Below are 16,864 nucleotides of genomic sequence, written 5' to 3'. Positions count from 1 at the left end.
TTTTTATTTAATTCAATTGGGGATTTATTGTTTAACAAGTTAATAATGAAAAATCTTCTTTATAAGATAGATGAACTATACCGACATGTAATGAATAAGAAAGTTACTATTGTTAGCTTTAGAAAAATTGGGAACTAATAAAACATATGTAGGCAGTCAGAATCTTGTATGTAAATGAATGTGAAACTAATGGAGGCGCAATCATGTTTGTATTGGGTTTAAAGATGAAGAAGTTACTGTTAGTAGGAACGATCACACTAAGTATGTTATGTACTGAAAGTATGATGAATGATTATACGGTGGAAGCGAAAGTGAAAAAAGTAGAACGTCAACCGAAAAATGTAATCATAATGGTTATGGACGGAACGAGTTCTTCAGCAACTACATTAGCGCGCTTGTATAAAGGGAAACCACTTGCATTAGATGAAATTGTAACAGGAGGAGTTCGTACATATTCGGCGGAATCAGCTATAACAGACTCAGCTCCAGCAGCTACAGCTTTAGCGACGGGGAATAAATCGAATTCTGGATATGTAGGGGTATTACCTACTATTGTAAGTTCACCTGGCTTAAAATCAATAAAAGAAGAGGACAAGTTACGTCCAGTTGCCAATGTTTTAGAAGGTGCGAAACGTACTGGTCGCGCAACTGGAATTGTTGCTACAGCTGAAATTCAGCATGCTACTCCTGCTGGGTTCTCTGCTCACCATGTAAACCGCAAGCATTTTGACGTAATTGCGGAGCAACAAGTGTATCAAAATATAGATGTCGTATTAGGCGGGGGAAAAGCGGCACTGCTACCTATAAAAAGAAAAGATGGTGAAGATTTAGTAAAGGTAATTCAAAACAAAGAATACGACTTTGTTGAAACGAAAAATGAATTATTGAACTCTAAATCTAATAAAATTTGGGGCTCTTTCTCACATAATGCCTTAGCGTTTGATATGGATCGTGAAGCAACAAATCCGGAGCAACCAACGCTTTCGCAAATGACGGAAAAAGCAATTCAAACGTTATCAAAAGATAAAGATGGGTTCTTTTTATTTGTGGAAGGAAGTAAGCCGGATTGGGCTGCACATGTGAATGATCCAATTGGGATGATTAGTGATGTGTTAGCATTTGATAATGCAGTTGCAGAAGCATTAAGATTTGCAAAAAAAGATGGTAATACGATGCTAATAGCCGTAGCGGACCATGGTAACAGCGGTATTTCTATTGGCAATATGAATACGACAAAAGGTTATAATACTACGCCGGTCTCTGCATATATTGATCCGTTGAAAAAAGCGAAAATGACACTTGAAGGGACTATCAATAATTTGAAATCTGATATATCCAATGTAGAAGAGGTAGCTAAATTATACGGGTTGGACAATTTAACTTATGATGAAAAAGAAAGGTTAAAAGTGGTTAAAAAGAAAATAGATGTAGGTCCAATTTTCACTACATTATTGGCTAACCGTGCGAACATAGGCTTCACAACAGGAGGGCATACTGGTGAGGATGTATTTTTATATTCATACGGTCCTCAAAAGCCAGTTGGTTTGATTCAAAACACGGACGTTGCAAAGACAATGGCGAAAGCGATGGGCTTTAATTTAGAAGAAGTAACAAACAAATTATTTGTAGAGAGTGAATTAGCCTTTAAGCAGAATGGTGCAACTGTAACAGTAAATAATACTAATGCAGTAAATCCTGTGCTCATAGTAAAACGTAATAATGTAACAGCTCAATTATTTGTTAACAAAAATATAATTCGAATTAAGAATAAAGATTATGAATTAGGAAGTGTTGTTGTAGAAAGCAATGGTAAATTCTATGTACCAGAAGAAGCAAGTCGTTTATTCATAAAGCATTCTCGTTAAAAAAACGCCAATTCCTTAGCAACTACTTAGGAATTGGCATTTTTGTGTAGATGAGATTTCACTTAAAAAAAGAGGAAAGAGAACCACAAATTCTAGAGTGAACTTCCTGTAAATTCACCTATTTATGTTTTTCATCCTAGAAAAAATATTTCTCAACATTTTAGTACTTTAAAAAGATTGAATATTCGTATTATAACGAATATTATATTGCTATCGGCAAAAATCGATAATTTGCAGACACTGGGGAGGAAATACATTGAAAAAGAAAAAGAAAAAGAAATTAAAACCTTTAGCGGTATTAACAACAGCAGCAGTGCTAAGTAGTACGTTTGCTTTTGGAAGTCATGCAGCGTATGCTGATACGCCACCATCTCTACCAATTGATGAACATTTAATACCAGAGGAACGCTTGGCAGAAGCGCTGAAGCAACGGGGAGTAATCGATCAATCTGCATCACAAGCTGAGACATCAAAGGCTGTCGAAAAATATGTTGAGAAAAAGAAAGGGGAAAACCCTGGAAAAGAAATCTTGACAGGAGATAATCTTACGCAAGAAGCTTCAGATTTTATGAAAAAAGTAAAAGATACAAAAATGAAGGAAAATGAACAGGCGCAGCAACCCGAAGTAGGATCAGTAGCTGGGCAAGGTCTAGGTTTGAACCCAGGAAAATTAAATGGAAAAGTACCGACTACACCAGCGAAGCAAGCTGAGTACAATGGGGCTGTTCGAAAAGATAAAGTACTTGTATTACTCGTAGAATTTAGCGATTTTAAGCATAATAATATTGATCAAGAACCGGGTTATATGTATTCTAAGGACTTTAATCGTGAACATTATCAAAAAATGCTATTTGGTGATGAGCCATTTACGTTATTTGATGGATCGAAGATTAATACATTTAAACAATATTATGAAGAACAATCTGGCGGAAGCTACACAGTTGATGGAACTGTAACGGAATGGCTTACTGTTCCAGGAAAAGCGTCAGATTACGGTGCTGATGCGGGAACTGGCCATGATAACAAGGGACCTTTAGGACCAAAAGATCTTGTGAAAGAAGCATTAAAAGCAGCGGTAGCAAAAGGTATCAATTTAGCAGATTATGACCAATTTGATCAATACGATCAAGATGGTGATGGAAATAAAAATGAGCCAGATGGAATTATTGATCATTTAATGGTAGTACATGCAGGCGTGGGTCAAGAAGCTGGCGGTGGTAAATTGAAAGATGATGCAATTTGGTCTCATCGTTCAAAACTAGGGTCGAAGCCATATGCGATTGATGGTACAAAATCTTCTGTTTCGAACTGGGGCGGAAAGATGGCTGCATACGATTATACAATCGAACCAGAAGACGGAGCGGTTGGTGTGTTTGCACATGAGTATGGTCATGATTTAGGCTTACCAGATGAATATGATACAAAGTATTCAGGACAAGGTGAACCAGTTGAATCATGGTCTATAATGAGCGGCGGTAGCTGGGCCGGAAAAATTGCAGGTACAGAGCCAACAAGTTTCTCACCGCAAAATAAAGAGTTTTTCCAAAAAAATATGAAGGGGAACTGGGCGAATATTGTGGAGGTAGATTATGATAAACTTCGCACGGGAATCGGTACTGCAACATATTTAGATCAAAGTGTGACAAAATCAAAACGACCAGGAATCATTCGTGTTAACTTGCCAGACAAAGATATAAAAAATATTGAGTCAGCATTTGGTAAGAAGTTTTATTACAGCACGAAAGGAAATGACATTCATACAACACTTGAGACACCAGTATTTGACTTAACGACTGCAAAGGATGCTAAGTTTGATTATAAGGCATTTTATGAACTGGAAGCGAAGTATGATTTCCTTGACGTATATGCGATTGCAGAAGATGGAACGAAGACACGCATTGATCGAATGGGTGAAAAAGATGTAAAAGGTGGTATAGATACAACGGATGGTAAGTGGGTTGATAAATCATATGATTTAAATCAATTCAAAGGAAAGAAAGTAAAACTGCAATTTGAGTATGTAACAGATATTGCAGTAGCTTATAAAGGATTTGCGTTAGACAATGCAGCATTAACTGTAGATGGAAAAGTTGTTTTCTCTGATGACGCAGAAGGCCAGCCAGCAATGACATTAAAAGGATTTACTGTGTCTAACGGATTTGAACAGAAGAAACATAACTACTATATCGAGTGGCGTAATTACGCTGGGTCTGATACTGCATTACAATATGCACGTGGTCCAGTATTTAATACAGGAATGGTTGTATGGTATGCGGATCAAAGCTTTACAGATAACTGGGTAGGCGTTCATCCAGGTGAAGGGTTCCTTGGAGTAGTAGATTCTCATCCAGAGGCAATCGTAGGAACATTAAACGGACAACCTACTGTGAAGAGCAGTACACGTTATCAAATTGCCGATGCGGCATTCTCATTTGATCAAACGCCAGCATGGAAAGTAAATTCACCAACTCGCGGTATCTTTGACTATAAAGGATTACCAGGAGTTGCAAAATTTGATGATTCTAAGCAATACATCAACAGCGTTATTCCAGATGCGGGACGTAAGTTACCTAAACTAGGATTGAAGTTTGAAGTAGTAGGTCAAGCTGAAGACAAGTCTGCAGGTGCAGTTTGGATCTATCGATAAAATAAAATGAAATGAAGAGGAGCTGCCATAAGCCGGTGAAACTGACTTATGGCAGCTCTTTTCTGCTTGTGTAAAAGTTTGTAGAAGTTCATTTTATAAATAAAACGCTCCATTTGTCCAATTATAGCGCTATTTGGGGAGTAAGTAATTTGTAAGCATTGAGTAAGAAAAAAGAGATTTTTATAGTATATAATATTTATTGCATCTACTTTTAACACCTGATACTAATAGTATGCTATAATATGAATTAGCAACAAAAAGGAAAGGAATTAGTAAAATGACATTAGAAAATACTAAAAATTTAAAAAAACAAGTTGCTCCGTATGAAAAATCAACAATTAAAAAAAGTGTGTGGCAACTTATTAACACAGTCGTGCCATTTGTTGTTTTATGGTATCTCGCTTATAAAAGTTTGTCTGTTTCTTATCTGTTAGCATTAGTTCCATCTTTGTTAGCTGCTGGTTTTATGACGCGAATTTTCATAATTTTTCATGATTGTACCCATTATTCATTCTTTAAAAGTCGACGTGCAAATAGAATAGTAGGTACATGTATGGGTGTGTTAACGTTATTCCCATTTGATCAATGGGGGCATGAGCATGCGATTCATCACGCTACAAGTGGTAATTTAGATAAGCGAGGTACAGGAGATATTTGGACGCTTACAGTCGATGAATATGTAGCTGCACCATTTAGACTTCGTTTAGCATATCGTTTATATCGCAATCCATTCGTTATGTTTGGATTAGGTCCGATTTATGTTTTCTTGCTTAAAAATAGATTTAACCGAAAAGGTGCAAGACAGAAAGAACGTATGAATACGTATTTGACGAATATTATTATCGTTGCTGTAGTAGCAATACTTTGCTGGGCAATAGGGTGGCAATCGTTTCTGTTCGTACACGGTACGATATTCTTAATAGCAGGTTCAGTAGGGATTTGGCTGTTTTACGTACAGCACACTTTTGAGGATTCTTATTTTGAAGAGGATAAAGATTGGGAATATGTAAAAGCGGCAGTAGAAGGAAGTTCATTTTATAAACTTCCAAAAATCTTGCAATTCTTAACTGGTAATATTGGATTCCATCATGTTCACCATTTAAGCCCAAGAGTACCTAATTATAAGCTAGAAGAGGCACACAATAATACGCTTCCGTTAAAAAATGTACCAACAATTACACTTGCTACAAGCTTACAATCACTACGTTTCCGTCTTTGGGATGAGAAAAGTAACAATTTTGTTAGCTTTAAAGATGTAAAAAATATAATTAAAAATAATGTTTCTGTTCGGGTGAAATCGGAATTATAATTTCATCGTCTATAAAACTCCCCTTAATCATTTTCGATTTAAGGGGAGTTTTTGTTATATAACGGATATTGAGGACGTGGAATACTCATGTGTAGGTATAAATTCAAGGATACGATAATCATATTATGTAAATAAGATAAAACATCATTATTTTGTATTATTGTGAAGGATATCATACATATATAATGGAAAGCAGAAGGTAGAGGAGAGTAATGATAAGAACAGAAACAACGTAATAAAATAATTCTTTCAAAAGGAAGGGGACAGGAAAGATGTTGAAATTACAAGGAAAATACAATGAAGCGAAAGTATTTACAAATAACGTTGATGAAACTGCGACTGGGCAGATTATTGATCTTTGTAATCAAGAATTTGTAAAGGATAGTCAAATTCGTATTATGCCAGATACACATGCGGGAGCAGGGTGTACGATTGGAACAACAATGACAATACAAGATAAAATTGTTCCTAATCTTGTAGGGGTAGACATTGGGTGTGGGATGGAAGTGGTTGTAATTGATAAGAAAAAAGAAGAAATTAATTTCGATTATTTAGACGAAACAATTCGTAAATTTGTTCCAAGTGGTTTTCATATCCGAGATAAAGAACATCGATTCTCAAAAATGATTGATTTTGATGGTGTGAGAGCACCATTTACATTACAACGCGCTCAAAAAAGTATAGGTACTCTTGGGGGAGGGAATCATTTCATCGAACTAAATGAAGACGACAAAGGGAATGTATATATTGTCATTCATAGTGGTTCTCGTAATTTAGGAAAGCAAATAGCAGAGTATTATCAGAACTTCGCATATGAACAACTCATTGATGTTACATCAATGAAAGATGAGATTATTAAGAGATTAATGAAAGAGGGGAGAGAAAAAGAAATACAAGAAACTTTACGTGGAATAAAGAAGCCTAATATTCGAAAAGAATTAGCTTATTTAGAAGGACAGGGATTCAAAGATTATATGAATGACATGAATATTGCTCAAAAGTATGCTGCGTTAAATCGTAAAGCAATGATTGATGAAATTGTCACTAAAATGGACTGGAAAGTAGCCGATCAATTTACTACAATACATAACTATATAGACATAGAAAATATGATTCTACGAAAAGGTGCTATTTCAGCTCAGAAAGATGAACGAGTCATTATTCCAATTAATATGAGAGATGGTTCAATTATTGCGTTTGGTAAAGGTAATCCAGATTGGAACTATTCTGGTCCGCATGGGGCAGGACGTATCATGAGTCGCAAGAAGGCTAAAGAATTATTGAGTCTAGAGGACTTCCAAAATACGATGACAGAAGTTTGGACTACATCGGTAGCAGAGAGCACAATTGATGAGGCGCCAATGGTATACAAGCCAATGAATGAAATTATCGAAAATACGAAAGAGACAATAGATATAAAGCATATTATTAAGCCATTATATAATTTTAAAGCGAATTAAAATGATAAAAGACCGCACATGAAGTGAAAGCCATGTGCGGTCTTTTATATAAGCAGGGTATTACATCGTCTCGCTAATTTTAGTCTCACTATTAGTGTTAGTAGAAATTCTTTTCTTAACTTTTAAGTGATAATAAGTGTAGCAAAAGATAATAAATGGTACAGTGCAATAGATTCCAAGTCGTTGTTCTGGGATAAAGATTAGACTGATTAATATAATGCCGTACAATCCAAAACCAAGTATTGGTACAAGTGGATAAAGTGGAGTTTTGAACTTTAAGTCTTCTAATTTTCCGCCGTCTGCTACATAATGTTTACGGAAAAAGAATTGAGAAACACAAATTGACATCCAAACGATGATTGTTATAACTCCAGAGATGGAAATTAGCCATAAGTAAACCGTTTCAGCAGCTACAACGCTTGTTAAAAGAGAAAAAGCAGAAATAGCAATTGTCATAATTAAAGCGTTTAAAGGTATTCCGCGCGATGACAATTTCTTTAAAAAGGCTGGAGCCATTTCATTTTTTGATAGTGACCAAAGCATGCGAGTTGCTGCGTACAATCCTGAATTGGCAACAGAAAGAACAGCAGTAAGAATAACAAAGTTCATAATATCAGCGGCATATGGAATACCGATATTATCAAATACAGCAACGAACGGACTTTTTGTTAATCCTGCTTCTTCCCAAGGAATTAAAGCAACGAGAACAAAGATTGCTAAGACGAAGAAAAACATCGTACGCCATATAATATTTCTAATAGAACGAGGTAAAGTTTTTGCTGGATCTTCACTTTCACCTGCTGCGATTCCGACAAGTTCTGTACCTTGGAAGGAGTAATTGACTGTAACCATTGTTAAAAGAATAGCGGCAAGTCCATTTGGGAATAAACCACCATGATTTACGAAATTTGAAAATAGCGGAGCTGGTTCGTCGCCTTTTAAATCAATAAAACCGAACATAGCGGCGCCGCCAAGAATAATAAAAGCGATAATGGCAGATACTTTTATACTTGAAAACCAAAATTCTGTTTCTGCATAACTACGAGCAGATAGTGCATTAATCGTGAAAATCGTAACGCCAAATATTAAACACCAAACCCAAACAGGAATATCAGGAAACCAGCGCTGCATTGTAATGCCGGCAGTTGTAAATTCAAGTCCGGTTGTATTCGCCCAGCTTAACCAATACAACCATCCGATTGTAAAGCCAGTTGCAGGATTAATAAACTTAGTGGCATATTCCTGGAAAGAGCCTGAAACAGGCATGGCTACAGCGAGCTCACCAAGACATAGCATAACGAAATACATTAATAATCCACCAGCAATAAAGGCAAGTACGGAACCACCAGGTCCAGCCTGACTTATAATAAAGCCAGATCCGTTAAATAACCCCGTTCCAATCACGCCACCGAGTGCAATCATGAATAAGTGTCTACTTTTCATCGTACGTTTTAATTCATTGTTTGTATTATTTACTTGCGCCATTGTTTTCCTCACTTTCGTAGTTGATAGAATAAAGCTTGATGTTTTTCCGTATTGTGGAATGTATTCCGTGATGTGAAATCTTGTTATAATTTTCAGATAATTAAAAAGAAAAGTCAATATTTTTTTGTTTACGCTTTCAAATTATTGTTCGCAACATATTTTTATTTTTAGAAAATTGAATAAATGGATTGATTTCATTTAGGATTTTTGTTAAATTGATAGGTAATTGAGCGTACTAACATATTACAAGTGAAGTAGAGGTGAGTTATGGTACAGTCCATTGATCGAGCGATAAGTATTATAAAGTTATTAAATTCTACTAATGAAAAAGAGTATTGGGCCATTTCTGATATAGCGGACAGAACACATCTCCCAGTTAGTACAGTACATAGATTACTTAATTCTCTAATCGAGCATGGGCTAGTTACGCAAATTTCAGAAACGAAACAGTACAAAATTGGGCCCATGTGGATGGAAATAGGATTACGCCAATTGGAGAAAGTAGACTACAGATCTGTGGCAAGAGAAGTGATGAAGCGATTAGCCTCTGAAGTGGAAGAAAGTGTGTATTTGAACATTCCAAATGGAACACATTCTATTATCATTGAAAGAATTGATAGCCCATTAAAAATTCGAGTTATTGATAATCTAGGGGAACAGATTCCTCTTTCGATTGGTGCCGCAAATAAAACGATGCTTGCCAATATGAAACAAAATGAGATGGAATATATTGTTGAGCAGCTACTTTCTGCTTTACCAGAACAAAAGCAAATTCTTCTTGAGCAAATAAAGCAAATAAGAAACGAAGGATATGCTGTCAGTTATGGAGAAAAAACAGAAGGGACAGCTTCAGTAGCTGCACCAATTATCGGATTTAATCATAAAGTAGTAGGAGCATTAAGTGTTGGGTTAATTAGTCATCGCATTAATGATGAGCGACTTTCTTTTCTTATTAGTAAGGTGAAACAAGCAGCTCATGAAATATCAATAAAAATCGGCAGTACATCAGAACTATAATTTTGATAACTGTCGTCATTTTTTATTCATATACTGGAATTCATTTTCATAATGCGGAAAAATAGGGGGATATATATGTCAAAGTGGCAATCAAAAGAACAATTGATTCAATTATTAAGCAGTCTTGTTGAAATTCCTAGTATTACAGGTACAGAAGCTGAAGTGATATTGCCAGACTTCGTTGTGGAACAATTATCTGATTTACAGTATTTCAAAGAAAATCCGCACCATTTGCAAAAAAATTCGACGGGGGACGGACGATATTTTGTTACAGCACTAGTAAAGAAAAGCGATCGTACAAAAAATACCGTAATTCTAGTAAGTCACTTTGATGTTGTAGATGTACAAGATTATGGAGTGTGGAAAGAAGATGCATTCAATCCTAAAAAGTTAACGTCTATGTTCTATGCTCATAAAGATGAGCTTCCAGACTATGTACGTGAAGATATAGAACAAGGAGAATGGTTGTTTGGTAGAGGAACAATGGACATGAAATGCGGTCTAGCTTTACAAATGGCAATGATTGAGCAAGCTTGCGAAGGAAAGTTTGATGGGAATGTTCTTTTATTGGCTGTACCAGATGAAGAAGTAAACTCGGTAGGGATGAGAGCTGCTGTTCCAAGATTACTAGAGTTAGCAAGAGAACATGATTTAGAGTATAAAACGGTACTAAATTCAGAGCCTATGTTTGCAAGACATCCTGGTGACCAAAATAAGTATATTTACACTGGTTCTATTGGTAAAGTGTTACCTGGTTTTCTTTGCTACGGAAAAGAGACACATGTAGGTGAACCTTTTGCAGGCTTAAATGGGAGTTATATGGCTTCATTAATAACAGCAGAATTAGAGTTAAATACAGACCTTTGTGATATTGTAGAAGGGGAAGCGAGCCCTCCGCCAACTAACTTACTTCAAAGGGACTTAAAGGAGGATTACTCTGTACAAATTCCGCATCGTGCCGTCACGTTATTTAATTTGTTTTTATTAGAAAAATCAATGACAGATGTCGTTTCATTGTTACGTCAAAAAGTAACGAAAGTAGCGGAGAAAATAGAAGAGAAATATGAAAAACAAGCATATTGTTTTTCTAAATATAATCCGTTTATACCGCCTAATATGAAGGTGAATGTATTAACGTATGAAGAGCTTATCGCTTATGCAATTGAACAACATGGGCAAGAGAAAATAGATGATATTCAATCTAGTATAATAAAAAATAGAGAAGAGAAAGATGATCGTGCGGTAACCATTGATTTAGTAGATAAACTAGCTATTTTATGTAAAGAAAAGGCGCCGATGATTGTACTTTTCTTTGCTCCGCCATATTATCCAGCTGTAAGTTCACGCAACAATCCGTTAATTAAAGAAGTAGTTACAGAAATGGAAAAGTATGCAAACTTCAATCATAACATTACATTTGAAAACCAAAACTATTTTGGAGGAATTTCAGATTTAAGCTATGTGGGCTTACAAAATCCATTACATTCAATGAGTTCACTTGTAGACAATATGCCACTATGGGATAAAGGTTACTCAATTCCACTTCAGGAACTAGAAGCATTTGACGTTCCAGTTTTAAATATGGGACCGGTAGGAAAAGATGCCCATCAATGGACAGAACGTCTAGATGTAAATTACGCATTTGAAACGCTATTAGACATGTTACCGATTTGTATTGAAAAATTACTTGTTTCTAATAAAATTACACAAGTATAGTAGGGAAGGGGTGATTGAAGTTATTTTAATATAATTAACAACTAAAACGGCCAAACTCAAGTATATTCGAGTTTGGCTGTTTATCATGTAGTGTATTTCTAATTACATTCATGTGAAGTTATAGTTTTACTTTTTCGTTTGACCAGATAGTTCAACAGACTTTTGGGTACAACGTTGCATAGCTGAAATGATGGCTGTTCGTAAGCCTTTTTCCTCTAAAGTTGCTACAGCTTCTATCGTTGTTCCGCCAGGAGAACAAACCATATCTTTCAATTCACCTGGATGTATTCCTGTTTCTAGTACCATTTTTGCAGAGCCTAATACTGCTTGAGCAGCGAATTTATATGCTTGATTTCTTGGCATGCCATCTAGTACAGCAGCATCTGCCATCGCTTCTATAATCATATATACGTATGCTGGTGAAGAGCCACTTACAGATGTTACAACATCCATTAACTTTTCACTTACGATCTCTGATTGACCAAAACTATTGAAAATGTTTAGCACATCTTCTAAATCCTTTTCTGTCACCATTTCATTTGGGCATAATGCAGACATTCCTTCTCCAACAAGAGCAGGAGTATTAGGCATTACTCGTACAACTTTTAATTTTTTATTAAAGGCATTTTCAGTACTTTCAATACTTTTACCAGCAGCGATCGTAACGATGATAGCATCGTTTTTTATCACTTCTTTAATTTCGTTAATTACTAATGGGTATAAGTCTGGTTTAATTGATAAAATTAAAATATCAGCATTTTTAGCGACTTCATTGTTGTCAGTAGTTATAGTTATTCCGTACTTTTCACTAGCATTTTCTAAATTCGTCGTGTTTAAATCTGAACACATGATTTTATTTGAAGACACTATCTTTTTGTTTAGCATCCCGCCAATTATAGCCATCCCCATATTTCCGCATCCGATGAATCCAATTTGTTTATCCATAATAATTCAATCTTGCTCCTTTTTTAATAAATTATATCATTTCGAAATTGTTATCTTAATATAACAATAACATCTCTGTGCAATATAAAGAAACATTCTAAGAGAATATATTCCTTTTTGCAATACGAAAAGATAAAAATTAATTATATTCAACATTCTGTAAATATATACACTATAATATAAGGTTTATACTTATAAATATGAGTTGAACTTATATCGATTTGTATTTTCATTCAGTAGGGAAATAATTCCATACAAGTAACTTGCAGCTCTATGTATTTTTAAAAATACCTCTTGACACCAAATCGAACTATGTCGCATAATATAAAAAAATTAAACAGTAAATCGTTGAAGGGAAATAGTACATATGTCTTCTTGCGAAAGAGAGTGGAATTCACCGGCTGAAAGATTCCTCGTATAGAATATATCGAACCTATCCCTGAGTCTTAAATGAAAGTTTAGGCGTTCGCCTGCGTTATAGGCGCCAAGTGGATATCTATGTATATCAATTAAGGTGGTACCGCGGAACAATGACCGTTTCGTCCTTTTTATTTTATGAAGGGCGAAGCGGTCATTTTTATTTTGCTCTTAAATAGGCTAGGTGCAGCACTCATTAGAATAGAAATCGCTGCAAGCTGTATGAATAGAAGTGTAATGTATAAAAAACTTTGATTTTAGACTTGGGGGATAAAAAAGTGAAGAAACAGCGAATAGTTGTAAAGATTGGGAGTAGTTCTCTGGCGGATAGTCATGGAGGCATTTCTAAAGAACAACTTTCAGATCATGTTGCCGCATTGGCTCGATTGAAAGAGGAAGGGCATGAAGTTTTGTTAATTACATCTGGGGCCGTTGCTGCAGGTTTTTCTGCTCTAGGATATCCTAGCAGACCTGTAACAATTAAAGGGAAACAGGCTGCAGCAGCTGTCGGACAAAGTTTATTAATGCAGGCGTACACGGAGGAATTCCGTAAATATGGTATTGTTACTGCACAACTTTTGCTGACGAGAAGTGATTTTTCTAGAAAAGAACAATATAGTAACGCATACGCTACGTTAGGAGAGTTACTAAACCGTTCTGCTCTTCCAATTATTAATGAAAATGATTCCATCTCTTTAGAGGAGTTAACGTTCGGTGATAATGATATGCTGTCAGCTTTAGTAAGCGGACTTGTTTCGGCAGATATGCTTATGATTTTTACAGATGTGAACGGTTTATATGATAAAAATCCTCAAAAAAATGAGGATGCGAAAAAATATTATTTCCTTCCTGAAGTTACAGAAGAAATTGCTTCTCTTGCTGGAGATGCTGGCTCAAAACTTGGGACTGGCGGTATGAAATCAAAAATTGATGCTGCAAAGACGGCGCTATCTCTTGGGGTAAGTGTATTTATCGGTACAGGACGTGGACAAGAGAAATTTGTTGATGTTTTGAAGGGGAAAGGTGACGGAACGTATGTCGGAAATGCCCCTCAAAAAGAAATGAAGATGAACAAGCAATGGATTGCCTTGCATTCGGTTGTTAGCGGTCAAATTGAAATAGACGCCGGAGCAACTACAGCTATCATTCAGCATGGTAAAAGTCTTCTTCCTGCTGGTGTTACAAATGTGTCAGGATTTTTCAAAGTTGGCGATGTTGTAGAAGTAATGACGCAACAAGGGCGCGTAATTGGAAAAGGACAATGCACATATAGCGCAGAGGAATTAAGAGAGATAAAAGGTATGCAAAGTCAACATATTCAAGCAAGAGGCGAAAGGCATAATTATGAAGTCATCCATAGGGATCATTGGGTTTCACTTTAAGATAATCTTAAAAAGGAGGAAATAAAAATGAATGAAGTGTTGGCAAAGGGGAAACGAGCAAAAGAGGTTGCTAGGGAACTTGTACTAAAATCTACAAATGAAAAAAACGAAGCACTTGCTGCAGTTGCAAATCAATTAATACATGAAACAGCTTATATTTTAGAGGAAAACAAACGGGATATAGAAGAAGGTAAGGCAAAAGGATTTTCTGATTCACTCCTTGATCGTCTTATGCTAACTGCAAATCGTATTATTGATATGACAGAGGGGATTAAGCAGCTAATTGAATTACGTGATCCTGTAGGAGAATGTGTAAGGGAATGGGAACGGCCAAATGGATTATCTATTCAGGAGATGCGTGTACCACTTGGTGTTGTTGGCATGATTTATGAGGCAAGACCGAATGTAACAGTGGATGCTGCTACAATTTGTTTGAAAACAGGAAACACAGTTATATTACGTGGTAGTTCTTCTGCTATTCATTCTAATAAAGCGATCGTTGCTGTTATTCACAGAGCGCTCAAACAAACAAGCTTACCAGAAGAAACTGTACAGCTTATAGAAGATACAACGCGAGATAGCGCAAAGCAGTTGTTTACAATGAATGATTATTTAGACGTTCTTATTCCAAGAGGTGGTAAACAATTAATCGATACTGTTGTGAGAGAAGCGTCTGTTCCAGTACTTGAAACAGGTGCGGGAAATTGTCATATTTTCATTGATGAAACAGCAGATAAACAAATGGCAATTGATATTATTATAAATGCAAAAACGCAGCGACCATCTGTATGTAATGCGATTGAAACGATTGTACTTCATGAGAAGTGGGCACAGCAATATGGTAGCGAGCTGTTCTCTTCTTTGAAAGAAAGAGGCGTGGAGCTACGTGGTGATCAGAGAGCATTGGCATTGGATTCTTCAATTGTACTTGCTTCAGAAGAAGACTGGGGGACAGAATTTTTATCTCTCACGCTGGCGGTTAAAGTAGTTTCTTCTATTGAAGAAGCGATTCATCACATAAATACGTATGGGTCTATGCATTCCGAAGCGATTATTTCAGAAAACGAGGAAAACGTCAGCAAATTTTTCGTATCTGTTGATGCAGCTGCACTGTATCATAATGCATCAACTCGTTTTACTGATGGATCTGAATTCGGATTCGGCGCTGAAATTGGCATTAGTACACAAAAGCTACACGTAAGGGGCCCAATGGGACTTCCTTCATTAACTTCTACAAAATATGTGATTCGTGGTAATGGACAAATTCGAAAATAAAAATAAAAGACACTCAATTTTCGTTTGGGTGTCTTTTATTTTTAAAATTATTTACCATACAAAAAGCCCAACGAGCATAGCGCTTAATAAGGAAACAGCCATTCCGCTCACAAGAAGCTTCCAAACATTTTTACCGATGACTGATGATTTTTCTCCGCCAAATAATGAATTGTAAGTTCCGTAAATCATACCTACTGTACTAAAGTTAGCAAAAGAAGCTAGAAATGTCGTTGCAACCGCAACTGTATGCGGTTGTAACGACTTTAAGTTTGATTTTAAATCCATCATTGCAACAAATTCATTCGTCGTTATTTTGATCCCCATTAGTTCAGCTACATACATAGCATCGCTGCCCGATAAACCGAGTAAAAAAGCGAAAGGACTAAAGATAATGGAGAAGATTTTTTGAATTGTTAAACCTGTTACAAAAAATCCTAAAATCCCATTTAAACATGCTGTTAAAGCTACATATCCAATTACCATAGCTAAAATAACGATAACCATATTCATCCCGACTAACATACTGTTGGAAATAGTAGAAAAGAAATCCTTTTTTTCATGTTTGGAAGGTGTGTAAACAACGTCTTCTTCTTTCGAAACTTCCACAGGATTTAATACATTGGCTAAAATTAAGGCGTTAATACAGTTTAATGGGATTGCGCTGAAAATATAAGTTGCTGGAACCATTGATAAATAAGCGCCAAGAATGGATCCGCTAACGCTACTCATACTCATAATCCCAAAAGTTAATAATCGATTTTCTTTTAAAACAGATAATTGATCACGAACAACCGCAAGTGCTTCGGTGTTTCCTAAAAACATCATTTGAATCGAAAAGAAGCTTTCTAACTTTGGCAAACGAGAAATCTTTGAAATAACTGCACCTACTTTATCAATAATCCAAGTTAAGATTCCAAAATAAGATAGAATATCGAAAAAAGTAATAACAAAGATGATAGGAAGTAATGCACTAAAGAAGAAATCAATGTGTGGACTGTCCATAGATGAAGGAAATGCAAATCGAATTCCTTCATTCGCACATGCCAGTAGCCAACTAAAAAATGACGCTATTTGATTAATAATAATACTGCCTAGCTTTGTGCCTAACATAAACCACGTAATAAAAAGCTCCAATATGATGAGAATTACAATCGGTCTCCATTTTATATGTTTTTTATTAGGCGAACATAAGAAAACGATTAATATGACAACGAAAACCCCTAACATATTCAATAAGAAATGCATCTCAACAACTCCTTGAAGATTATTATTTGTATATAAAAAAGCTCCTATTCTTTTTAATTTAGAATGAATGTATTTCAAAGTGAAATTTATTAATTCTAAAA

At 35.8% G+C, this 16,864-nt stretch carries 11 protein-coding genes and 1 other annotated feature; of the genes, 8 read left to right on the top strand and 3 right to left on the bottom strand.

Annotated features, from left to right (window positions below; genetic code table 11):
- Positions 1–203 precede the first annotated feature (203 nt).
- The 4 genes from MR079_RS00175 to MR079_RS00160 all read left to right on the top strand — a co-directional run bounded on the left by MR079_RS00175 (position 204) and on the right by MR079_RS00160 (position 7,281).
- Complete coding sequence (locus MR079_RS00175; RefSeq protein ID WP_242293255.1) at positions 204–1,865, top strand: alkaline phosphatase; 1,662 nt, start codon at positions 204–206, stop codon at positions 1,863–1,865.
- Between the two features lie 256 nt (positions 1,866–2,121).
- Positions 2,122–4,512, top strand: a complete 2,391-nt coding sequence (locus MR079_RS00170; RefSeq protein ID WP_242293254.1) for an immune inhibitor A domain-containing protein — start codon at positions 2,122–2,124, stop codon at positions 4,510–4,512.
- A gap of 277 nt (positions 4,513–4,789) precedes the next feature.
- A complete protein-coding gene (gene desA / locus MR079_RS00165; RefSeq protein WP_000171515.1) occupies positions 4,790–5,821 on the top strand; it encodes a Delta(5) desaturase DesA in 1,032 nt (343 codons plus the stop codon).
- A gap of 272 nt (positions 5,822–6,093) precedes the next feature.
- Entirely contained in the window at positions 6,094–7,281 is a 1,188-nt protein-coding gene (locus MR079_RS00160; protein ID WP_242293253.1) for an RtcB family protein, read from the top strand.
- Positions 7,282–7,341: 60 nt separating this feature from the next.
- Here the strand turns inward: MR079_RS00160 and MR079_RS00155 are convergent, their stop codons facing one another.
- Entirely contained in the window at positions 7,342–8,766 is a 1,425-nt protein-coding gene (locus tag MR079_RS00155; RefSeq protein WP_138321794.1) for an amino acid permease, read from the bottom strand.
- Positions 8,767–9,033: 267 nt separating this feature from the next.
- Here MR079_RS00155 and MR079_RS00150 point away from each other — a divergent pair, with 267 nt between their 5' ends.
- Both MR079_RS00150 and MR079_RS00145 read left to right on the top strand, forming a co-directional pair.
- Positions 9,034–9,783: an IclR family transcriptional regulator gene (locus MR079_RS00150; RefSeq protein WP_139865950.1), complete on the top strand. Its 750-nt coding sequence runs from the start codon at positions 9,034–9,036 to the stop codon at positions 9,781–9,783.
- Positions 9,784–9,858: 75 nt separating this feature from the next.
- Entirely contained in the window at positions 9,859–11,499 is a 1,641-nt protein-coding gene (locus MR079_RS00145; protein ID WP_242293252.1) for a M20/M25/M40 family metallo-hydrolase, read from the top strand.
- A gap of 126 nt (positions 11,500–11,625) precedes the next feature.
- Here MR079_RS00145 and proC read toward each other — a convergent pair whose 3' ends face one another.
- Positions 11,626–12,444 carry a pyrroline-5-carboxylate reductase gene (gene proC / locus MR079_RS00140; RefSeq protein ID WP_000360707.1) on the bottom strand — a complete coding sequence of 273 codons (819 nt, stop codon included), beginning with the start codon at positions 12,442–12,444 and terminating at the stop codon, positions 11,626–11,628.
- A gap of 339 nt (positions 12,445–12,783) precedes the next feature.
- Positions 12,784–12,994: a binding site (T-box leader), on the top strand.
- Positions 12,995–13,139: 145 nt separating this feature from the next.
- Between proC and proB the strand changes: the two genes are divergently transcribed.
- Together proB and MR079_RS00130 are read left to right on the top strand one after the other, a co-directional pair.
- Entirely contained in the window at positions 13,140–14,243 is a 1,104-nt protein-coding gene (gene proB, locus MR079_RS00135; RefSeq protein WP_000744724.1) for a glutamate 5-kinase, read from the top strand.
- Between the two features lie 27 nt (positions 14,244–14,270).
- On the top strand, positions 14,271–15,518 hold the full coding sequence (locus MR079_RS00130) for a glutamate-5-semialdehyde dehydrogenase (RefSeq protein ID WP_139865948.1): 1,248 nt from the start codon (positions 14,271–14,273) through the stop codon (positions 15,516–15,518).
- Positions 15,519–15,569: 51 nt separating this feature from the next.
- On the opposite strand, the gene MR079_RS00125 is transcribed toward MR079_RS00130, so the two are convergent.
- The gene (locus MR079_RS00125) at positions 15,570–16,763 is read right to left on the bottom strand and encodes a NupC/NupG family nucleoside CNT transporter (RefSeq protein ID WP_139865947.1); all 1,194 of its coding nucleotides are present in this window, start codon (positions 16,761–16,763) and stop codon (positions 15,570–15,572) included.
- Positions 16,764–16,864: the final 101 nt, after the last annotated feature.

Source organism: Bacillus cereus group sp. BfR-BA-01381 (assembly GCF_022663555.1).
GTDB classification, from domain to species: Bacteria; Bacillota; Bacilli; order Bacillales; family Bacillaceae_G; genus Bacillus_A; species Bacillus_A pacificus.
The sequence above is the reverse complement of the archived record's forward strand: the minus strand, read 5'-3'. Positions and strand labels throughout refer to the sequence as shown.